Source organism: Pseudomonas sp. C9D1 (assembly GCF_056491235.1).
On record NZ_JBSZIE010000002.1, the window covers coordinates 3,688,984 to 3,707,797 of the forward strand.

Annotated in this window: 20 protein-coding genes; 11 read left to right on the forward strand and 9 right to left on the reverse strand. The window is 67.2% G+C overall.

The window, feature by feature from the left end:
* The first annotated feature begins 87 nt into the window (after window positions 1–87).
* Window positions 88–495, forward strand: a complete 408-nt coding sequence (gene rnk / locus ACXI0U_RS24880; protein ID WP_021218967.1) for a nucleoside diphosphate kinase regulator — start codon at window positions 88–90, stop codon at window positions 493–495.
* A gap of 28 nt (window positions 496–523) precedes the next feature.
* On the opposite strand, the gene ACXI0U_RS24885 is transcribed toward rnk, so the two are convergent.
* The 4 genes from ACXI0U_RS24885 to ACXI0U_RS24900 all read right to left on the reverse strand — a co-directional run bounded on the left by ACXI0U_RS24885 (window position 524) and on the right by ACXI0U_RS24900 (window position 4,922).
* Window positions 524–3,370: a class I adenylate cyclase gene (locus tag ACXI0U_RS24885; RefSeq protein WP_265170220.1), complete on the reverse strand. Its 2,847-nt coding sequence runs from the start codon at window positions 3,368–3,370 to the stop codon at window positions 524–526.
* A gap of 88 nt (window positions 3,371–3,458) precedes the next feature.
* A complete protein-coding gene (locus ACXI0U_RS24890) occupies window positions 3,459–3,710 on the reverse strand; it encodes a TIGR02647 family protein (protein ID WP_021218969.1) in 252 nt (83 codons plus the stop codon).
* Window positions 3,711–3,782: 72 nt separating this feature from the next.
* Entirely contained in the window at window positions 3,783–4,568 is a 786-nt protein-coding gene (locus ACXI0U_RS24895; RefSeq protein WP_043241115.1) for a substrate-binding periplasmic protein, read from the reverse strand.
* Between the two features lie 81 nt (window positions 4,569–4,649).
* Window positions 4,650–4,922, reverse strand: coding sequence for a hypothetical protein (locus ACXI0U_RS24900; RefSeq protein WP_043241118.1), 273 nt, complete (start codon window positions 4,920–4,922; stop codon window positions 4,650–4,652).
* A gap of 135 nt (window positions 4,923–5,057) precedes the next feature.
* Between ACXI0U_RS24900 and ACXI0U_RS24905 the strand changes: the two genes are divergently transcribed.
* Entirely contained in the window at window positions 5,058–5,723 is a 666-nt protein-coding gene (locus tag ACXI0U_RS24905) for a glutathione S-transferase family protein (protein WP_021218972.1), read from the forward strand.
* 9 nt (window positions 5,724–5,732) lie between these two features.
* On the opposite strand, the gene ACXI0U_RS24910 is transcribed toward ACXI0U_RS24905, so the two are convergent.
* Entirely contained in the window at window positions 5,733–6,305 is a 573-nt protein-coding gene (locus ACXI0U_RS24910; RefSeq protein ID WP_431483111.1) for a P-loop NTPase family protein, read from the reverse strand.
* A gap of 34 nt (window positions 6,306–6,339) precedes the next feature.
* Entirely contained in the window at window positions 6,340–7,734 is a 1,395-nt protein-coding gene (argH, locus tag ACXI0U_RS24915) for an argininosuccinate lyase (protein WP_021218974.1), read from the reverse strand.
* 226 nt (window positions 7,735–7,960) lie between these two features.
* Here argH and ACXI0U_RS24920 point away from each other — a divergent pair, with 226 nt between their 5' ends.
* The 6 genes from ACXI0U_RS24920 (at window position 7,961) to ACXI0U_RS24945 (ending at window position 14,004) form a co-directional block, all read left to right on the forward strand.
* Complete coding sequence (locus tag ACXI0U_RS24920; RefSeq protein WP_021218975.1) at window positions 7,961–9,043, forward strand: sensor histidine kinase; 1,083 nt, start codon at window positions 7,961–7,963, stop codon at window positions 9,041–9,043.
* Window positions 9,040–9,786: a LytR/AlgR family response regulator transcription factor gene (locus ACXI0U_RS24925; protein WP_021218976.1), complete on the forward strand. Its 747-nt coding sequence runs from the start codon at window positions 9,040–9,042 to the stop codon at window positions 9,784–9,786. The genes ACXI0U_RS24920 and ACXI0U_RS24925 overlap by 4 nt, the downstream gene beginning before the upstream one ends.
* Window positions 9,787–9,883: 97 nt before the next feature.
* Entirely contained in the window at window positions 9,884–10,822 is a 939-nt protein-coding gene (gene hemC / locus ACXI0U_RS24930) for a hydroxymethylbilane synthase (protein ID WP_479550971.1), read from the forward strand.
* A complete protein-coding gene (locus tag ACXI0U_RS24935) occupies window positions 10,819–11,589 on the forward strand; it encodes a uroporphyrinogen-III synthase (protein ID WP_431483113.1) in 771 nt (256 codons plus the stop codon). The genes hemC and ACXI0U_RS24935 overlap by 4 nt, the downstream gene beginning before the upstream one ends.
* Before the next feature lie 16 nt (window positions 11,590–11,605).
* Window positions 11,606–12,775 (forward strand): uroporphyrinogen-III C-methyltransferase, encoded by a 1,170-nt coding sequence (locus tag ACXI0U_RS24940; protein ID WP_431483114.1) that lies wholly within the window; start codon window positions 11,606–11,608, stop codon window positions 12,773–12,775.
* On the forward strand, window positions 12,772–14,004 hold the full coding sequence (locus ACXI0U_RS24945; RefSeq protein WP_431483115.1) for a heme biosynthesis HemY N-terminal domain-containing protein: 1,233 nt from the start codon (window positions 12,772–12,774) through the stop codon (window positions 14,002–14,004). Before ACXI0U_RS24940 ends, ACXI0U_RS24945 begins: the two co-directional genes overlap by 4 nt.
* A gap of 30 nt (window positions 14,005–14,034) precedes the next feature.
* On the opposite strand, the gene ACXI0U_RS24950 is transcribed toward ACXI0U_RS24945, so the two are convergent.
* Window positions 14,035–15,111 carry a PQQ-dependent sugar dehydrogenase gene (locus ACXI0U_RS24950; RefSeq protein ID WP_431483116.1) on the reverse strand — a complete coding sequence of 359 codons (1,077 nt, stop codon included), beginning with the start codon at window positions 15,109–15,111 and terminating at the stop codon, window positions 14,035–14,037.
* A 105-nt stretch (window positions 15,112–15,216) separates the two neighbouring features.
* Between ACXI0U_RS24950 and ACXI0U_RS24955 the strand changes: the two genes are divergently transcribed.
* Complete coding sequence (locus ACXI0U_RS24955) at window positions 15,217–15,708, forward strand: disulfide bond formation protein B (protein ID WP_021218982.1); 492 nt, start codon at window positions 15,217–15,219, stop codon at window positions 15,706–15,708.
* Between the two features lie 285 nt (window positions 15,709–15,993).
* Entirely contained in the window at window positions 15,994–16,458 is a 465-nt protein-coding gene (locus tag ACXI0U_RS24960; protein WP_031287543.1) for an Rsd/AlgQ family anti-sigma factor, read from the forward strand.
* 1 nt (window position 16,459) lies between these two features.
* Here the strand turns inward: ACXI0U_RS24960 and ACXI0U_RS24965 are convergent, their stop codons facing one another.
* Window positions 16,460–17,101 (reverse strand): FKBP-type peptidyl-prolyl cis-trans isomerase, encoded by a 642-nt coding sequence (locus ACXI0U_RS24965; protein WP_431483117.1) that lies wholly within the window; start codon window positions 17,099–17,101, stop codon window positions 16,460–16,462.
* A gap of 126 nt (window positions 17,102–17,227) precedes the next feature.
* Here ACXI0U_RS24965 and ACXI0U_RS24970 point away from each other — a divergent pair, with 126 nt between their 5' ends.
* Window positions 17,228–18,328: an AlgP family protein gene (locus tag ACXI0U_RS24970; protein ID WP_431483118.1), complete on the forward strand. Its 1,101-nt coding sequence runs from the start codon at window positions 17,228–17,230 to the stop codon at window positions 18,326–18,328.
* Here ACXI0U_RS24970 and ACXI0U_RS24975 read toward each other — a convergent pair.
* The gene (locus tag ACXI0U_RS24975; RefSeq protein WP_431483119.1) at window positions 18,325–18,783 is read right to left on the reverse strand and encodes a TIGR02444 family protein; all 459 of its coding nucleotides are present in this window, start codon (window positions 18,781–18,783) and stop codon (window positions 18,325–18,327) included. The two genes, ACXI0U_RS24970 and ACXI0U_RS24975, sit on opposite strands and share 4 nt — an antisense overlap.
* Window positions 18,784–18,814: the final 31 nt, after the last annotated feature.

Genomic DNA, 18,814 nt, shown 5'->3' on the forward strand with positions numbered 1-18,814 from the left:
GAATGCACCGGCCCACAATTCTGAAACCCCGCCTTCGGGCGGGGTTTCGCTTTTTCGAGCCAAGGATTCAGGAGTTCCGGATTTGCCATGAGCACTCAACCGTCAATCATCATCACCCGTCTCGACCTGCAGCGACTGGAGCGACTGCTCGATGAACTGGAGGATTTCGGTCCCGGTGCCCAGGCACTGGAGAGCGAGCTGGCGCGCGCCCAGGTGGTTGGTCATGACGAAGTGCCGCCGGGCGTGGTGACCATGAATACCCGCGTGCATTGCCGTGAAGAGGCCAGCGGCAAGGACTACCACCTGACCCTGGTCTATCCGAAGGACGCCGGTGGCGAAGGCACCGTCTCCATCCTTGCGCCCATCGGCAGCGCCCTGCTGGGCCTGTCCGTCGGCCAGCACATCGACTGGCCGGCGCCGGGTGGCAAGACCCTCAAGCTGCAACTGCTGGAAGTGGAGTACCAGCCCGAAGCGGCTGGCGAATACGACCGCTGATCCACGACCCTGACCGCCTCCCCGGCGGTCAGGCCTTGTTCAGGGCCTGGTTGAGCTGTTTCTCCAGCTCGGCCTTGTAGCGCAGGTAGTGCACCGTCTGCGCATGGCCCTCGCCGAGGACCCGCGACAGGTCCAAGTCGGTGATGTAGCAGGGGTAGCGTTCGGCCTCGCTGCGCTGGGCGAGGATGTGCCGGGCCACGGAGGCGAACAGCTCGCCGCCGTATTCCAGTTCCGAAAATTCCCGATGGTTGCAGTAGAGCGTGACATGAACGCGATCGGCGTCTGCCGGCTCGACGATCGCCTGCACGTCGTAGAACGGATGGCTCACTGGCGCCTGGGGCGCGGCGCGGCGTTCTACCTGCTGGGCACGCTGCGGCGGTGACGGCAACACTTCGTAATAGAGAATTTCCAGGTTGCTGGGTGGCGTCGGGCTGTCCAGCGGCAGCAACGCGTTGCGCCGGTAGAGCACCGACTGCAGGAAGCGTTGCAGCGGCGTGAGCAGGCTCTGCTGGTCGCGGAACGGCTGGCGCTGGCGCCAGAGCGCGTTGTGCTCGTCGAGCAGGGTCAGCTCGGCGCTGTCGCCCTCCTGACGGAAGAACACCTGGATGCAGTTCGGCCGGCCCAGCGGCAGAATCAGCGCCAGGTCCTCGCCTTCCAGGGCGTAGCGGTCGAGGAACAGCGGGCTGTAGGCCGGCAGGTCTTCGCCCAGGTGTTCCAGCAGCGTCGGCAGGTCGTCCAGGGCGGTGTGGCTGACCTGGCCGGGGAGCAGTTCGAGCACGTGGTATTGCTGGCGCACCTGCAACAGGTAGCGGGTGGTGTCCGGGCTGCCCAGGTGCGCCAGGGCGTCGCGGAACAGTTCCTCGATACGCTGGGCGATGGCCTGGGCCCGGTTGCGGCAGAAGCAGCGCACGCGCAGGTTCGGCAACTGGTCCACGGGGGTAGCGTTGAGGAAGTCGCGCAGGCAATCCAGCGGCGCGAAGGGGCCGTCGTAGCGGGTCACCAGCAACTCGTTCCAGCTGTTCAGGGTGACCTGGTCGATGGTCAGCACCAGGTTGTCACGCACGCCGGAGTAGCCGAGGGAGTCGGTGCGCTCGGTGGTCATGTGCACGTTCATCTGGCTGTGCTGCTTGAGCGGGTCGACACCGACGTTGATCAGCAGCAGCACTTCGCTCGGGGCGCTGGCGCGCAGCAGCGCCGCTTCGCCCACCGGCGGCAGTGGCAGCGGGATGCTTTGCTGCAGGCTGCTGATCAGGTTGGACAGCTCGAACTCGGTCAGGTCGCTGCTGCCGGGGTTCAGCGACAGCCGTGTGCTGGGGTCGATCACGCCGTTGCGGTGGCACCAGGCGAGTAGCTCGATTAGCTCGCGAGCCCGCTTGATCGGCGCGAAGTCGCGCCATTCCTGGGCATTCAGGCTGCCGGGGAACAGCGCCCACTGGGCCTCGCTCGGTGCTTCCGGGCTGGGGTGCTGCACCAGGGTCAGGGTGTCTTCGGCCAGGTCCGGGGCGATGCCGGGGTTGATGAACTCCACCTTGCCGGCCTTGCGCTCGAAGGCGGCGTAGAGGCGCCGGCCAAGCACGCCGAGGTCGCGGCTATTGAGCGAGCTGATCGCGTGCTGGCTGCGGCCGAACTCGGAGAGGAAGCGGTAGCTGTAGGTCAGCTCGTTGACCAGCGCGCGGCGCTCGGCGCCCACCTGGCGCACCTTCCATTGGCTGCGGCTGTCGAGCATGACCAGTTGGCGCGAATCCCATTGCCACTCCCGGGTCAGCCGTTCGAAGAGCAGGCGCTGCCAGCTCTTGCGGCGATTGCGCGGCGGTCGGCTGAGCTTCTTGTTGACCTTCAGGTACAGGCAGCGCCGGATCAGCTCCAGGCGCTCGCGGTCGCCGCGGGCGGTGAGGTATTCCTCCAGGCGGCGGTACACGACTATGTAGGGGTCGAGTTCATCGAGGTCCAGATGATTGGCGTAGACCGCCTGCTTGAAACGCAGCGACAGGCAATGCACCTGGGGATGCTCGCTGGCGTAGACCTCGGTGAGCAGCAGCTTGAGCACCGACTTGTAGGGCGACTCGATGCCCTTGAACAGCTGCCACATGCCCGCACCGATGAACTCGCCTACAGGGATATGCGCCAGGTGCCCCAGGTCGAGCACTTCGTCGGCGCGGATGAAACGGCGCGACAGCAGTTTCTCGGTGTACTCGGCGTAGCGCCCTTCCTCGTAGACCGGCACCAGCCACCACAGGGGCGTACGCCCGGCCAGCCAGATGGCGGTGCGATAGAACTCGTCCAGCAACAGGTAGTGCTGGGTGGTGCCGCAATCGTCGGAGGTGAGCTGCGCCTCGCGGTCGCCGACCACGAAGCGCTTGGGGTCGATGAGGAAGAAGTGCGCCTCGGTGCCCAGGGTCGCCGCCCAGGCCTCCAGCAGCTCGCACTTGCGCCGCAGTTCGGCCACTTCGCTGGCGGAGAGGTCCGGTGCATGGCAGACCCACAGGTCCATGTCGCTCTGCTCGGCCTGCGCCACCGTGCCCAGGCTGCCCATGAGGAACAGGCCGTGGATGGGCATCGGCGGGTTGCCCCGGCGTGCCTTGTAGGCAAAGGAGCGGGTCAGCCGCTGGACTTCGGCCAGCTCGTTTTCATCCGGCTCGTAGTTGGCCAGGCCGGCCGGGGTCTGCCCCGAGACGTAGCCGGGCAGCAGCGGGTGGTTGACGTGGAACAGCAGCGGCAGCAGGCGCAGGACCAACTGCTGGCGCGTGGAAAGGCCCTGCATGGCGCGTTCCAGGCGACCGCTGTTGACCTTGAGGAAGCGCGCACGCAACTGCGCGAGGACCTTGCGGTCGATGCCGTCATCGATGTCGGGGCGGATTTCCTGGGTGCGCGTCATGGAGCTTCTGCCGGATGGATGGGCACAGCCTACCAGCCGGCGAAGCGGCCGGGCAGGGTTGTGCCCGGGTTATCGGCGCGGACGCGGTTCAGCTTGAGGTAACGGGTTCTGTGGTGAGGATGGTGAGCAGGCTTTGGGCGTGTTCAGCGGCATCCAGCCCCAGGCTGGTGAGGTAGCCGCCATCGGGCAGGGTGATCAGTTTTTTCTGGTGCAGGCGGGTGACCGCGCCTATGACCGCGGATGAGGCGGTGTTGTGCACCTTGAGTCCTTCCTGGGTGTTGTCCAGGTTGAACAGGGTCAGCAGTTCCAACTCGGCGATCAGCTCGGGGGTATACGACATGGTGACTCCTGGGCTTCTGGTGGGCCCGCCTTCGTGCGGGCGGGTGTGACGGATCAGTGTAGTCCGCCCGGCTCAGTCTGCCGGGTAGATCGGCTCGCCGTATTGCCAGCGGTCAAGGATTGCCTGGTAGCGGCCGTCTTCCTGGATGCGCTGCATGCCCTGGTCGAAGCGCTGCAGCAAGCGGTCGGCCCCCGGGGCCTGGCGCGAGAACGAGAGGAACAGCTCGGGCCGGTGCACGGTGCCCACGGCCTGGAAGGCGCCTGCGAGTTCGGGGTGTTCACGCAGCAGCTCGGCGGTGGTGGCGCGATAGGCCACCACATAGTCGACGCGCCCGTGCTGGAGCATGAGGAAGCCGTTGATGTCCTTGCGCACCGGGACCCGTTCCAGGCCACGCAGGGCATCGAAGGGCGCGCCGTACTCATAGCCGATGGTGACCGCCACCCGTGCGCCTTCCAGGCGCTGCAGGTCGTCCACCGGGGTGGCCTTGTCGACGCGGGACCAGAGCAGGATGTCATCGCGGAACAGCGGGTGCCGGGGCAGCCGGTAGGCCTCGGCGATGCGGGCGTCCGGCGCGGTATTGAAGCAGCCGGCCAGCTTGCCCTGGAGGGCCAGCTGCATGCAGCGGGAATAGGGATAGGGGACCAGCTCCACCGGCGTGTCGGCGGCAGCGAACGCAGCCTGGACGATCTCCACCGACATCCCCCGCACCGCGCCGTCGCGGAAGGCGGTGAAGGGGTACCAGTCGTCCTCGGCGCCGATCTGCAGCGTCTCGGCCAAGCTGGCTGCGGGCAGCAACAGCGCCAGGGCGAACAGCAGGCGGCGGAGCGGTGGAGCGATGCGCAGCGGACTCGGGCTCATGGGGCTGGACCTCTACGGCGCTCGGGTGGTTGGCGCGATGCTAGTGCCTGTCGTGACGGCGGAACCCGGCGTGGATCAAGTTTACTCTTCGTCGTCCGGCAGGTCGGGCAGCGCCCTCAGGGCGGCTTCGTACCAGGCCAGGTCGAAGGGTTGGTCCTGCTCCAGCCGGCTGATGGCCCGTGCCAGCACCAGTGCCATGAGCTGGACGCTCTCCTCGCGCTCGTAGCCCACCAGGGTCAGCTTGTTGAGCGTCGCCTGGGCCGCCGCTGGACTACCGGCTTCCAGCTGGTTCTCGATGGCCTGGATCAGGGTTTCCTCGGCGAAGGCTTCTTCGCTGTCGTCATGCTCGCTCATGGGGGGTCCTCGTTGTGCAGGCCCGCAGTTTGCCACGGCGTGCCGCTGCATTCACTGCCTTGATCCAACTGGCGCCGGCCGGGTACCCGGGTCTATAACGACGGACGCCCACCCCGCACGGCCAGGAGGCCCCCGATGCTCAAGCTCCACGGATTTTCCGTCAGCAACTACTACAACATGGTCAAGCTGGCGCTGCTGACCAAAGGCATTCCCTTCGAAGAGGTGCTGGTCCACGGCAGCCAGGAGCCGGCCTTCCTCGCCATCAGCCCGCGCGGCAAGGTGCCGGTGCTGGAGACCGAGCAGGGCTTCATCAACGAGACCGGCGCCATCCTCGAATACCTGGAAGAACGCTTCCCCCAGCGCCCGCTGCTGCCGGCCGACCCCTACCAGCGTGGCGTGGTCCGTGCGCTGGTGCGCGAGATCGAGCTGTACATCGAGCTGCCGGCGCGCAGCTGTTATCCACAGGCGTTCTTCGGCATGCCGCTGCCGGAGGCGATCCGCGAGAAGGGCAAGGCCGAGCTGCTGGCCGGCGTCGCCGCCCTGGCGCGTCATGGCCGCTTCGCGCCCTATGTGGCGGGGGATGCGCTGAGCATCGCCGACCTGTACTTCCTCTACAGCATCGACCTGGCCGGCGAAGTGGCGCAGAAGCTGTTCGACACCGACCTGCTGGCCGAGCTGCCGAGCGCCCGCGCGCTGCTGGCCAAGCTGGGCGCCGAGCCGCACGTGCAGCGCATCGCCGCCGACAAGGCGCGGGAGATGCCGAGCTTCCTCGAGGCGGTCAAGGCCCGGGCACGGGGCTGAGGCTGCGTTTCAGCCGGGCAGTTGATCCAGCCAGGCGTCGAGCTCCGCCCTGGAGCCGAGCCTGATGAAGCGGATGCCGGCGTTGGCCGGGTCCGTCCGCTCGGCGGCGAAGCGCTCGCGGTAGAGCGCATGGCGCGTCCAGGCCCAGAGAATGATCGAGCGCTCCGGGTCCAGGCTTAGCAGGTTGCGCAGGCTCTCGCGGTTGCCGTTCCAGAGCGCCTTGCGCAGCAGCAGGCGGCCCAGGGTGCGGGTGATGATCTGGCGCATCACCACCGGGCGCGGCAGGTCGAGCCAGATCACCGTATCGGCCCGGGAAAGCGTCAGCGGGCGCACGGCCGAGTAGGCGCCTTCGACTATCCAGCGCGGCGCCTGCAGGGCCGTCTCGACCCGCTCGCGGAATTCGGCGCGGGGCAGAGGCTGCCAGCCGGGCTGGTGGAAGATGGCGTCGAGCTCGATGTGCGGGCAGCCCAGGCGCGCGGCCAGGCGCTGTGCCAGGCGCGTCTTGCCGGCGCCCGAGCAACCGACGATGGAAATGCGCTGGCCGACTTGCGTCGGCCAGTTATCGGGGGTGTGGTCCTGCATGGGCATCCCTGCCGGTCGCCGGGGCGACCTTGTATCAGCGTGCGGCGAGCAGTGCCTTGCCACGGGTGACGGCGGCGCGGACCTGGTTCGGCGCGGTACCGCCGATGTGGTCGCGGGCGTTGACCGAGCCTTCCAGGGTCAGTACGGCGAAGACGTCGTCGTCGATCTGGTCGCTGAATGTGCGCAGCTCGTCGAGGCTCATCTCGGCCAGGTCCTTGCCGGACTCGACACCGTACTTCACCGCATGGCCGACGATCTCGTGGCAGTCACGGAAGGGCAGGCCCTTGCGCACCAGGTAGTCGGCCAGGTCGGTGGCGGTGGAGAAGCCGCGACGGGCCGCTTCACGCATCACCGCATGGCGCGGCTTGATCGCCGGGATCATGTCGGCGAAGGCGCGCAGGGAGTCGCGCAGGGTGTCGGCGGCGTCGAACAGCGGTTCCTTGTCTTCCTGGTTGTCCTTGTTATAGGCCAGCGGCTGGCCCTTCATCAGGGTCAGCAGGCCCATCAGCGCGCCGAACACGCGACCGGACTTGCCACGCACCAGCTCGGGCACGTCGGGGTTCTTCTTCTGCGGCATGATCGAGGAGCCGGTGCAGAAGCGGTCGGGCAGGTCGATGAACTGGAACTGGGCGCTGGTCCAGAGCACGAGCTCTTCGGAGAAGCGCGACAGGTGCATCATCGCCAGGGAGGCGGCGGCGCAGAATTCGATGGCGAAGTCGCGGTCGGACACGCCGTCCAGGGAGTTGCCGCCGACGGCGTCGAAGCCCAGCAGGCGGCAGGTGACTTCGCGCTGGATCGGGTAGGTGGTGCCGGCCAGGGCAGCGCTGCCCAGGGGCATGCGGTTGACGCGCTTGCGGCAGTCCACCAGGCGCTCGTGGTCGCGGCTGAGCATTTCGAACCAGGCCAGCAGGTGGTGGCCGAAGGTCACCGGTTGCGCGGTCTGCAGGTGGGTGAAGCCGGGCATGATGGTGTCCGCTTCGCGCTCGGCCTGCTCCAGCAGGCCTTGCTGCAGGCGGGTGATCTCGCCGAGGATGATGTCGATCTCGTCGCGCAGCCAGAGGCGGATGTCGGTGGCCACCTGGTCGTTGCGCGAGCGGCCGGTGTGCAGCTTCTTGCCGGTGATGCCGATGCGGTCGGTCAGGCGTGCCTCGATGTTCATGTGCACGTCTTCCAGGTCGACGCGCCAGTCGAAGGTGCCGGCCTCGATCTCGGCCTGGATTTCCTTCAGGCCCTTCTCGATGGCGTCGCGCTCATCGCCGGTCAGCACCCCGGCTTCGGCCAGCATGGTGGCGTGGGCGATGGAGCCCATGATGTCGTGGCGATACAGGCGCTTGTCGAAGTCGACGGAGGCGGTGAAGCGGGCGACGAAGGCGTCGACGGGCTCGCTGAAGCGGCCACCCCAGGACTGGTTGGTCTTGTCGGTGCTCATGAGTGGGCTCGGTGTTGGCGGTGAAAGAAGGCCGATGGCCGAAAAATTACCGGCGATAATAACAGCGTTGCTCATAAAACCGGCGTGTCCCGTCCGACTGACCTGCCGGTCGGCGATTGTCGCCTGCTTCACAGTTTTTCATCGCCAACAGCATTTCAGTGCTTTATTTCGCCCGGTCGGAGCGCTCTGGCTTGCCGCCCGGCGGGCGCTTACGGAAACTGGCCGAATGCCTCCAGACAATCGCAACAAAGCGCGCGCCGCTGCGTCCATCGATGATTTCTTCCTGCCGGAGCTGTGCCTGCCCGAGGCGCTGCTGGGCCTCGTGCTGCTCGCCGAACTGCTGGTGATGGTGCTGGTGCTGGCCGAGCCCATGCTGCCGAATTTCGACTGGGTGCGCCTGGCGCTGACCTCGCTTTTCGTGCAATGGATCGTGCTGCTTTCCGCCGCGCTGCTGTGCCAGCTACGGCCCTTGCTGGCCCGCATCCGCGCGGCGCTGGCCGGGATCATCTGCTGCCTGATCGTGGTCGGGCTGACCCTGTCCTGCACCGCCGTGGCCGACTACTTCGACCTGGGCGGCCCATTGCCGCGCGCCGGCGAGGTCAACCTTTACCTGCGTCACGGGCTGATCAGCCTGATCATGTCGGCGCTGCTGCTGCGCTACTTCTTCCTGCAGAGTCAATGGCGCAGGCAGCAGCAGGCCGAGCTGCGGGCGCGCATCGAATCGCTGCAGGCGCGCATCCGCCCGCACTTCCTGTTCAACAGCCTCAACAGCATCGCCAGCCTGGTGGTCATCGACCCCTACAAGGCCGAGCAGGCGGTGCTCGACCTTTCCGACCTGTTCCGCGCCAGCCTGGCCAAGCCCGGCACCCTGGTCAGCTGGGCCGAGGAGCTGGAGCTGTCGAAACGATATTTGTCGATCGAGCAATATCGTCTCGGAGAACGGCTACAGTTGGATTGGCAGGTTGATGATGTGCCCGATGATTTGCCGATTCCGCAACTGACCCTGCAACCCCTGTTGGAGAATGCCCTGATCTATGGCATTCAACCGCGTATAGAGGGTGGTCTGGTCAGGGTGGAAGCGGAGTACAGGGATGGTGTGTTCCTGCTCTGCGTGAGCAACCCCTTCGATGCGGGTGCGGAACCCCAGCCTTCACGCGGAACCCATCAGGCACTGACGAATATCGATGCTCGACTTACGGCACTTTTCGGCTCCAGAGCCAGTCTCAGCGTGGAGCGCCGTGACGGTCGCCACTTCACCTGTCTACGCTATCCTTGTGCGAGACTCACGCAGGAAGCCCGAGCAATATGAATGTCCTGATCGTCGATGACGAACCCCTTGCCCGAGAGCGTCTCAGCCGCCTGGTCTGCGACCTCGACGGATACCGAGTTCTGGAGCCCGCCGCCACCAACGGCGAAGAGGCTCTGACCCTGATCGACAGCCTGAAACCGGATGTCGTGTTGCTCGACATCCGCATGCCAGGGCTCGATGGCCTGCAGGTGGCCGCGCGGCTCTGTGAAAAGGAGGCACCGCCGGCGGTGATCTTCTGCACCGCCCATGACGAATTCGCCCTGGATGCCTTCCAGGTCAGCGCCGTGGGTTATCTGGTCAAGCCGGTGCGGCCGGAGTCCCTGGCCGAAGCCCTGAAGAAGGCCGAGCGCCCGAACCGGGTGCAACTGGCGGCGCTGACCCGTCCCGCTGCCGAAAGCGGCACCGGGCCCCGCTCCCACATCAGCGCGCGGACCCGCAAGGGCATCGAGCTGATCCCCTTGGACCAGGTGATCTACTTCATCGCCGACCACAAGTACGTGACCCTGCGTCACGAGCACGGCGAGGTGTTGCTGGATGAACCCCTGAAGGCGCTGGAAGACGAGTTCGGCGACCGCTTCGTGCGCATCCACCGCAACGCCCTGGTCGCTCGCGAGCGCATCGAGCGTCTTCAGCGCACCCCGCTGGGGCACTTCCAGCTGTTCCTCAAGGGCCTCAACGGCGATGCCCTGACGGTGAGCCGCCGCCATGTCGCCGGCGTGCGCAAGCTGATGCACAACCTCTAGGACGGATAGCCGCAGGCGCCGGGTTTTCCACCCGCGCGCCGGCGGCTGTCTTGCCTGTTATCATTCCGGGCAGTCCTGCTTCCGGAAGTCATCATCCATGTCCCGCGAGATTCGCATCGCCACCCGCAAGAGTGCCCTGGCCCTGTGGCAGGCCGAGTTCGTCAAAGCCAGCCTGGAGAAGGCCCATCCCGGGCTCAAGGTCAGCCTGGTGCCCATGGTCAGCCGCGGCGACAAGCTGCTCGACGCGCCCCTGGCGAAAATCGGCGGCAAGGGCCTGTTCGTCAAGGAACTGGAAACCGCCCTGCTGGAGGACGAGGCCGATATCGCCGTGCACTCCATGAAGGACGTGCCCATGGACTTCCCCGATGGCCTTGGCCTGTTCTGCATCTGTGAACGCGAAGACCCGCGCGACGCCTTCGTCTCCAACACCTTCGACAGCCTTGACGCGCTGCCCGCCGGTGCCGTGGTCGGCACCTCCAGCCTGCGTCGCCAGGCCCAGCTGCTGGCGCGCCGCCCGGACCTGAAGATCCAGTTCCTGCGGGGCAACGTGAACACCCGCCTGGCCAAGCTCGATGCCGGCGAATACGACGCCATCATCCTCGCTGCCGCCGGCCTGATCCGCCTCGGCTTCCAGGACCGCATCCGCTCCTCCATCAGCGTCGACGACAGCCTGCCGGCCGGTGGCCAGGGCGCGGTGGGCATCGAGTGCCGCACCGCCGACACCGAGATCCACGCCCTGCTGGCGCCCCTGCACCACCGCGATACCGCCCTGCGCGTCACCGCCGAGCGCGCCCTGAACAAGCGCCTCAATGGCGGCTGCCAGGTGCCCATCGCCTGCTACGCGATCCTCGAGGGCGACCAGCTGTGGCTGCGCGGCCTGGTCGGCCAGCCCGACGGCGGCACCCTGCTGCGTGCCGAATCCCGCGCGCTGGCCAGTGATGCCGAAAGCCTCGGCGTGCGCGTCGCCGAGGACCTGCTCGGCCAGGGCGCCGAAGCCATCCTCCTGGCCGTCTATGGTGAGGCCGGTCATCCGTGACCGGCTGGCGCCTGCTGCTGACGCGCCCCGCCGACGACAGCGCGGCATTGGGCGAGACCCTCGCCCAATGCGGCGTGCACAGTGCCAGCCTGCCGCTGCTGGACATCCAGCCGCTGGCTGAAACCCCCGAACAGCGCACCACCCTCCTCGGCCTCGACCGCTACGCTGCGGTCATCGTGGTCAGCAAGCCCGCTGCCCGCCTCGGCCTGGAGCGTCTCGCCCAGCATTGGCCGCAGCCGCCTGCCGCCGTGCGCTGGTTCAGCGTCGGCGCCGCCACCGGCGAGCTACTGGTAGCGGCCGGCCTCGATACCCACTGGCCGGAAGGCGGCGATGACAGCGAGGCCCTGCTGGCGCTGCCGGCGTTCGCCGAGGCACTGGCCTCGCCGCGCAAGCGCGTGCTGATCATGCGTGGCGAGGGTGGCCGAGAATTCCTCGCCGAGCGTTTGCGCGGCCAAGGCGTTGCAGTGGACTATCTGGAACTCTACCGCCGCCGCCTGCCCGACTACCCGCCGCGCAGCCTGCAGCGGGTGATTCAAGCGGAACGCCTGAACGGGCTGGTGGTCAGCAGTGGGCAGGGTTTCGAGCACCTGAACACATTGGCCGGGGATGATTGGCCCGCCCTGGCCCGTCTACCCTTGTTCGTACCGAGCCCGCGCGTGGCCGAACTGGCCCGCGATGCGGGCGCGCAAATCGTTGTGGACTGCCGGGGCGCCAGCGCCTCGGCTTTGCTGGCGGCGCTGGAAAATCATCCGGCCCCGGCCCCCTGATGCAAAGGATGGATACGTGAGCGAAGCAGAACTGGCGAAAACCGAGCAGCAACCCCCGGCTTCCGAGCCCGTCATTTCTCCCACCGCCAAGCCGGTTTCCCGGGGTGGTGGCCTGGCCATCCTGGCGTTGCTGGTCGGCGCCGCCGGTGTTGCCGTCGCCGGCTGGAGCCTGTGGCAGATCCGCAGCCTCGAAGCCCGTGACCAGCAGCAGCTGAGCCTGGTCGAGGACGCCCGTGGCCAGGCCCAGTCGCTGCAGCAGCGCGAGAAGAAGCTCACCGAGCGCCTCGACCAGCTGCCCAGTGCCGAGGAATTGGATGAGCGCCGCCGCCTGCTGGGCAACCTGCAGGGCGACCAGCAGCGCCTCAGCCAGCGCCTGGAAACCGTGCTCGGTGCCAGCCGCAAGGACTGGCGCCTGGCCGAGGCCGAACACCTCTTGCGCCTGGCCAGCCTGCGCCTCTCCGCGCTGCAGGACATCACCAGTGCCAAGGCCCTGGTGGAAGCGGCCGATGACATCCTCCGTGACCAGGACGACCCCGCCGCCTTCGCCGCCCGCGAGCAACTCTCGCGTAGCCTTGAAGCGCTGCGCACCACGCCGCAGCCGGACCGCACCGGGCTGTTCCTGCAACTCGGCGCGCTGCGTGAGCAGGCGGCTCAGCTCAACCCCCTGGCCCCGGCCTTCGAAGACAAGGGCGGCGTGCTGCGCAACATGGCCGCCGAAGGCGATGGCGGCAGCTGGTGGGCCGAGTGGCTGGAGAAGCTCTCCCACTACTTCCGTATCCAGTTCGACGCCGATCAGAACATCAAGCCGCTGCTCGCCGGCCAGGGCCTGTCCCAGGTACGCCTGGCCCTGTCCCTCGCCCTCGAGCAGGCCCAGTGGGCTGCCCTGCATGGCCAGACCCAGGTCTATCGCCAGTCGCTGAAGCAGGCCCGCGAGGTGCTGGATTCGCAGTTCAACGCCGAGAACCCCGAAAGCCGTGCGCTGCTGGCACGCATCGATGAGCTCGCCACCCAGCCGGTGGAAGTGAAGACGCCCGACCTCGGCGCCTCCCTCGAAGCGCTCCAGGCCTATCTGCAGCGCAGCCAGCGCCTCGCCGAGCCAAAGGCTGCCAAGGCCGCTGCCGAGCCCGAAGTCGATGCCTCCCAGGACCCTGAAGCCGCACCGCCGGTGGAGGGCCAGGGCCAATGAGACGCACCCTCCTGATCCTGTTGCTCCTGGCCGCCGCCGGCACCCTGATCGGCATGGCCGTCGTCCAACACCAGGGCTATGTCCTGTTCGCCTACAAGGGCTTCCGCTACGAATCCAGCCTCTGGGCCTTCCTCGCCCTGGTGGCCGTGGTCTGGCTGCTGCTGTGGCTGGTGCGCGCGCTGCTGACCCTGGTGTTCGTCTCCAGCGGCGTGGTCAACCCCTGGTCCCGGCGCAACGCCCGGCGCCGTGTGCGCCTGGCGTCCGAACAGGGCCTGCTGGACCTGGCCGAAGGTCGCTGGGCCCGCGCGCTGCGCCACCTGCGCCGCGCCGCCGAGGCCGATCCGCAACCCTTGATGTACTACCTCGGCGCCGCCCGGGCGGCCAACCGCATCGGCCAGTACGAGGACAGCGACCAGATGCTCGAACGCGCCCTCGAGCGTCAGCCCCAGGCCGAGCTGGCCATCGCCCTGGCCCACGCCGAGCTGCAGCAGGAGCGCGGTGAAACCGACGCCGCGCTGGAAACGCTCAAGGTCATGCATGAGCGTCACCCGCGCCATCACCAGGTATTGCGCCAGCTGTTGCAGCTGCATCGTCAGCGTGGCGATTCGGCGGCCCTGGTGGGCCTGCTGCCGGAGCTGCGCAAGAACAAGGCGCTGTCTGAGTCCGAGCTCAACCAGCTGGAACTGAGCGTGTGGAGTGATCGCCTGGTGCACGCCGGGCAGGCCGGCCTCAACGAGGGCGAGACCGCGCTCAACCCGTTGATCCAGGCCTGGCAGCATCTCTCGGCTGCGCAGCGTGCCGAGCCACGCCTGGTGCTGGCCTTCGCCAATCAGCTGCGCCAGCTGGGCGCCGAGCCCGAGGCCGAAGAGGCGGTACGCATCGCCCTCAAGCGGAGCTATGACGAATCCCTGGTGCGCTTCTACGGGCGCCTGCGTGGTGCCGATCCGGCTCGCCAGCTGCAGACCGCCGAAGCCTTCCTCAAGGATCACCCGACCGACCCGGCGCTGTTCCTCACCCTGGGCCGTCTGTGCCTGCAGAACAGCCTGTGGGGCAAGGCACGGGAGTATTTCGACACCGGCCTGAGCTTCTCCCGCGAGCCGGAACTCTGCGCCGAGCAGGCCCGCCTGCTGGCACAGATGGGCGAGATGGAGCGCAGCAACCAGCTGTTCCAGGAAGGCCTGGTGCAGCACCTGCCAGCCCTGCCCCTGCCCGGCGAACGCGTCGCCTGATGCCGCGCCGCCGTCCTGGCGGCGCGTTTCTCACGAGCCCTGGTAGCTGATGCGGTAGATGGCTCCGGCCTGGTCGTCACTGACCAGCAACGAGCCATCCGGCGCCACCAGCACATCCGCCGGGCGCCCCCAGACCTCGCCATTCTCCAGCCAGCCCTCGGCGAACACGCTCTGGCGCTTGAGGCTGCCGTCCTCGTTCAGCTCCACACGCTTGATGCGGTAACCGATCTTCTCGCTGCGGTTCCACGAGCCGTGCTCGGCGATGAACAGGTTGTCGCGGTACTCGGCCGGGAACTGGTTGCCGGTGTAGAAGCGCAGCCCCAGGGGCGCCACATGGGGGCCGAGCTTGGCCACCGGGGCGACGAATTCCTTGCACGGGCGCTTGCCGAACTCCGGGTCGGCGACGCTGCCGGCATGGCAGTACGGGAAGCCGAAATGCGGGTTGGGCGTGGTGATGCGGTTGAGCTCGCAGTCCGGGGTGTCGTCGCCCAGCAGGTCGCGGCCGTTGTCGCTGAACCACAGCTCGCCGGTCTTCGGGTGCCAGTCGAAACCCACGGTGTTGCGGATGCCCCGGGCCACCAGCTCCAGGCCGCTGCCATCGGGGTTCATGCGGTGCAGCGCGGCGTAGGTGTCGGGGTCGCGCTCGCAGACGTTGCAGGGCGCGCCCACCGGCACGTAGAGCTTGCCGTCGGGGCCGAAGGCGATGAATTTCCAGCCGTGGTGGGTCTCGGCGGGGAAGGCCGGGCCTACCTGCTCGGGCTGGGGCGGGGCGTCCAGCTGCGACTCGATGTCGCGCAGGCGCAGGATGCGGCTGATCGCCGACACATACAGGTCGCCCTCGTGGAAGGCCACGCCGACCGGCATCTTCAGGCCGCTGGCCAGGGTGCGGACCTTGCCGCTGCGGGTGTCCAGGGCATACACCTTGCCGGCGGCATTGCTGCCCACGAACAACGTGCCCTCGGCGCCCCAGGTCATTTCCCGGGCGCTGGGCACCTGGTCGCTGAGCACCTCGATGCGGAACCCCGGGGGCAGGCGGATCTTCTCCAGGGGCGCCTGGGCAAGGGCGATGAGGGGCAGGAACAACAGCAGTGCCAGTAACCGACGCATGGCGTTCTTCTCCGGATGGGTACCCGCAGCAGACTAGCCGGTCGTCTTGAAAGGCCAAGGGGCTTCCTCTACCGTAGCGGCCTCTCATCACTCCTCGGAGCCGCCATGACCCTGGCCAGCCCGCGTTCCCTGTTCTTCGCCGCCTTCCTCGCCTGTGTCGCCGTCATGGGCGGTGCGCTCTACCTGGAGCATGCGATGGGCCTGGAGCCCTGCCCGCTGTGCATCGTGCAGCGGATCTTCATCATCCTCTTCGGCGTGGTCTGCCTGATCGCTGCGCTGCACGCACCCCAGGCCCGTGGCCGTCGCGTCTACTCCGGGCTGGCGCTGCTGTTCGCCGCCGGTGGTGCCGCGACCGCCGGCCGCCAGGTGTGGTTGCAGGGCGTGCCCGCCGACCAGCTCCCGGCCTGCCTGCCGAGCCTGGAATACATGATGGATGCGCTGCCCTTTCAGGAAATCATCAAGCTGATGCTGCACGGCACCGCCGATTGCGCGGAAGTCACCTGGACCCTCTTCGGCATGAGCATTCCCGAGTGGAGCCTGCTGGCTTTCGCCGGCTGCATCCTCTTCTCGCTCTACCAGATGCTGCGTCGCAGCTGACCGCCTCCCGCGCCGCGCCCGGCTCGTGTCCGGGCGCGCGTCCCTGCCGCACCTCCCCGCCTCTGATGCAGAAGCCACGCCGGCTGCGGCGTGACGATTAAACGCTCGTATGAAATTTTCCCGACCAGGTGCCTTGCTGGCAAACAGTCACGGGCATAATCTGGCCCGCACGTGACGCCGGAAAGCTGCCGTTTCCGCGTCGCCTTCCCCGTTTTTGCACCGATCGACAAAAAACCGTCTCGGAGCAGACGAACAAGGCATTACCGAAAGGGAAGCGAGGACATCATGCTCGAGAGTTGCCAGAACGCTCAGGAACGTTGGGGTGGGGTGCACCAGTTGATCGATCGCTGGTTGCTGGAGCGCCAGGAACTGGTCCGGGTCTTCACCAGTGTCAATGACAGGCCACAAGCGCCTGCGGTGGAAGACCTGCAAGGGTTCTGCGAAGTACTGGTCGACTACGTGTCGGCGGGCCACTTCGAGGTCTACGAACAGCTGCTCAACGAGGCCAAGGCCTTCGGTGATCAGCGCGGCCTGGATCTGGCCAAACAGATTTACCCCCGCATCGAGGCCATCACCGAGGTCGCGCTGGGCTTCAACGATTGCTGCGATGGCAGCGACAGCCGCGAAGTCTGCCTGGCCACCGAACTCAAACGACTCGGCCCATTGCTGCACGAGCGCTTCGAACTGGAGGACTGCCTCATCGAAGTGCTGCACAACGCCCACCAGAACCAGGGCGCGCAGCTCGCGTGAGTCACCGGACCTCGAGCAATTCGAGGTCGAACACCAAGGGGGCGTAGGGCGGAATCAGATTCCCTGCGCCTTCTTCGCCATAGGCCTGGGATGATGGAATCACCAGGTGCCACTTGGCCCCCACCGGCATCTCCTGCAAGGCGCTTCGCCAACCGGCTATCACGCTGTCGAGGCGGAACCATTGGGGCTTTTCGCTCGCATCGAAAACGCTGCCGTCTGCCAGCTGCCCACGATAGTTGACCCGCACCTGCGAATGCGCACCCGGCTTCGCTCCACTGCCGGCGCGCAGCTCGGTTACCAGCACGCCGTCGGTCAGTTCGCGCACACCGTATTTGCCACGCTCCAGGGCGATGAAGCGCTTCTCCGCGGCGATGGCTTTCTGGGTGGATTGGCCGCTCTGTTCCATGCTCGCTTCATGGGCATCGAGCAGGTGCTCCATGCGCTGTGCATCCAGCTCCAGCTTCTCTCCGCGATAGGCCTGGGTAAGGCCCCGCAGCAGTGATTCCAGTTGCAGTTGCGGTGCTTCTTCACGCAGCCGCTCGCCCAGTTTTACGCCCATGCTGTAGGCGAGATCCTTCTCTTCATCAGCGGCTTGGGCGGTGAGCGCAAGCAGGCACAGACACAGTGAAACGACAGCGCGCATCGGACATTCTCCCAGGGTGAAATGCCGGCGAGTATGCCAGCCATGCAGTTTGGAATAACGGGGAACTAGCGACGGCTCAAACAGGCGACTAGTATGGGCGCAACCACGTCCGCCCGGAGGCGCACCATGTCGGCCAAGAAGAAGCCCGTAAGCACCCCGCTGCACCTGTTGCAGCAACTTTCCCACAGCCTGATCGAACACCTCGAAAACGCTTGCAGCCAAGCGTTGGTCGATGCCGAAAAACTGCTCACCAAGCTGGAGAAGCAGCGCGGCAAGGCCCAGGAAAAACTCCACGGTGCACGGACCAAACTGCAGGACGCTGCCAAGGCCGGCAAAGCGAAAGCGCAGAACAAATCCAAGGAAGCCATCGCCGAGCTGGAAGGCTTGCTCGATGCGCTGAAGGCACGTCAGGCCGAAACCCGTGCCTACATCGCCGACCTCAAGCGTGATGCCCAGGAAAGCCTCAAGCTGGCCCAGGGCGTTGGCAAGGTGAAGGAAGCGGCCGCCAAGGCGCTGGTCACCCGTGAAGCCAAGGCCGCTGCTGCCAAACCGGTTGCCAAGCCTGCCGCCAAGCCGGCTGCCAAGGCCGCTCCGAAAGCTGCCGCCAAACCCGCTGCCAAGCCTGCTGCGAAAGCACCGGCCAAGGCTGCTGCCAGCAAGCCCGCCGCTGCCGCCAAACCGGCTGCCAAGCCCGCCGCCAAACCTGCTGCAAAGGCTCCAGCCAAAGCCGCCGCCAAGCCCGCCGCTAAACCGGCTGCTGCCAAGGCCGCTCCGAAGGCTGCTGCCAAACCGGCTGCCAAGCCTGCCGCGAAAGCGCCGGCCAAAGCTGCTGCCAGCAAGCCTGCCGCTGCCGCCAAGCCGGCTGCTAAACCGGCCGCCAAGCCCGCTGCCAAACCCGCGGCCAAGGCTCCGGTGAAAGCCGCTGCAAAACCCGCAGCCGCCAAGCCCGCCGCCGCCGCTAAACCCGCTGCTGCCAAGCCTGCCGCCAAGCCCGTCGCGGCCAAACCGGCTGCTGCGAAGCCAGCTGCCAAACCCGCTGCCAAGCCGGCACCCAAGGCCGCTGCCAAGCCTGCTGCGAAAGCGCCGGTCAAGGCCGCTGCCAAGCCCGCCGCTCCGGTGAGCGCTCCGGCTGCCAAGCCTGCTGCACCGGCTCCGGCCGCCGCGCCTGCTGCTCCGGCGCCGTCGGCCGCCAATGGCGCGGCCGCACCGACCACGCCGTCGGCTTAAGCCTCGATAGCCGCGGCGCGCAGCGATTGCAGCGCGTCGCGGTCATCCCTCGCCGTTCCCGCGAGCACGTCCAGCCAGCTCCAATCCTGCCCATTGGCTTCCGGCCAGGGTGCAGCGATCTCTTCCAGGCGCGCCAGCAGGCGTCGCTCTGCGTCCAGCTCCAAGCGCTTCACGCCGTCGCGCAGCTCGCACAATCCCGTATCCGTCCCCGCTGCTTCACGCCATGCCTGCCTGAGCCTGCGCAAGGGTTCCACCACATCCCGTTGCCAGGGGCCGGCGATGCCTTGCAGCTGTTCCGCGCAAACGGGGTCGTAGTGGACGCCGCGCCTTCCAAGCCAGGCTGCAGCCAGTAACAGGCACACATCGGCACCCTGTTCCTGCAGGCGCAGGCAGGCGTTTTCGACGCCGGGGCGGGCATAGAGGTCGAGGGCGAAACTCCATAGATCGGGGGGCATGGCGCATACCGGGCGGTGGGGGAATGAAGCT

Excerpts from the sequence above, each read along its gene's own strand:
- ACXI0U_RS24905 (WP_021218972.1), top strand. The coding sequence starts at position 5,058 with ATGCTCAAGCTCCACGGATTTTCCGTCAGCAACTACTACAACATGGTC.
- argH (WP_021218974.1), bottom strand. The coding sequence starts at position 7,734 with ATGAGCACCGACAAGACCAACCAGTCCTGGGGTGGCCGCTTCAGCGAG.
- ACXI0U_RS24900 (WP_043241118.1), bottom strand. The coding sequence starts at position 4,922 with ATGAGCGAGCATGACGACAGCGAAGAAGCCTTCGCCGAGGAAACCCTG.
- hemC (WP_479550971.1), top strand. The coding sequence starts at position 9,884 with ATGTCCCGCGAGATTCGCATCGCCACCCGCAAGAGTGCCCTGGCCCTG.
- ACXI0U_RS24965 (WP_431483117.1), bottom strand. The coding sequence starts at position 17,101 with ATGCGCGCTGTCGTTTCACTGTGTCTGTGCCTGCTTGCGCTCACCGCC.
- ACXI0U_RS24960 (WP_031287543.1), top strand. The coding sequence starts at position 15,994 with ATGCTCGAGAGTTGCCAGAACGCTCAGGAACGTTGGGGTGGGGTGCAC.
- ACXI0U_RS24885 (WP_265170220.1), bottom strand. The coding sequence starts at position 3,370 with ATGACGCGCACCCAGGAAATCCGCCCCGACATCGATGACGGCATCGAC.
- ACXI0U_RS24945 (WP_431483115.1), top strand. The coding sequence starts at position 12,772 with ATGAGACGCACCCTCCTGATCCTGTTGCTCCTGGCCGCCGCCGGCACC.
- ACXI0U_RS24895 (WP_043241115.1), bottom strand. The coding sequence starts at position 4,568 with ATGAGCCCGAGTCCGCTGCGCATCGCTCCACCGCTCCGCCGCCTGCTG.
- rnk (WP_021218967.1), top strand. The coding sequence starts at position 88 with ATGAGCACTCAACCGTCAATCATCATCACCCGTCTCGACCTGCAGCGA.
- ACXI0U_RS24925 (WP_021218976.1), top strand. The coding sequence starts at position 9,040 with ATGAATGTCCTGATCGTCGATGACGAACCCCTTGCCCGAGAGCGTCTC.
- ACXI0U_RS24950 (WP_431483116.1), bottom strand. The coding sequence starts at position 15,111 with ATGCGTCGGTTACTGGCACTGCTGTTGTTCCTGCCCCTCATCGCCCTT.
- ACXI0U_RS24910 (WP_431483111.1), bottom strand. The coding sequence starts at position 6,305 with ATGCAGGACCACACCCCCGATAACTGGCCGACGCAAGTCGGCCAGCGC.
- ACXI0U_RS24955 (WP_021218982.1), top strand. The coding sequence starts at position 15,217 with ATGACCCTGGCCAGCCCGCGTTCCCTGTTCTTCGCCGCCTTCCTCGCC.
- ACXI0U_RS24970 (WP_431483118.1), top strand. The coding sequence starts at position 17,228 with ATGTCGGCCAAGAAGAAGCCCGTAAGCACCCCGCTGCACCTGTTGCAG.
- ACXI0U_RS24920 (WP_021218975.1), top strand. The coding sequence starts at position 7,961 with ATGCCTCCAGACAATCGCAACAAAGCGCGCGCCGCTGCGTCCATCGAT.
- ACXI0U_RS24890 (WP_021218969.1), bottom strand. The coding sequence starts at position 3,710 with ATGTCGTATACCCCCGAGCTGATCGCCGAGTTGGAACTGCTGACCCTG.
- ACXI0U_RS24975 (WP_431483119.1), bottom strand. The coding sequence starts at position 18,783 with ATGCCCCCCGATCTATGGAGTTTCGCCCTCGACCTCTATGCCCGCCCC.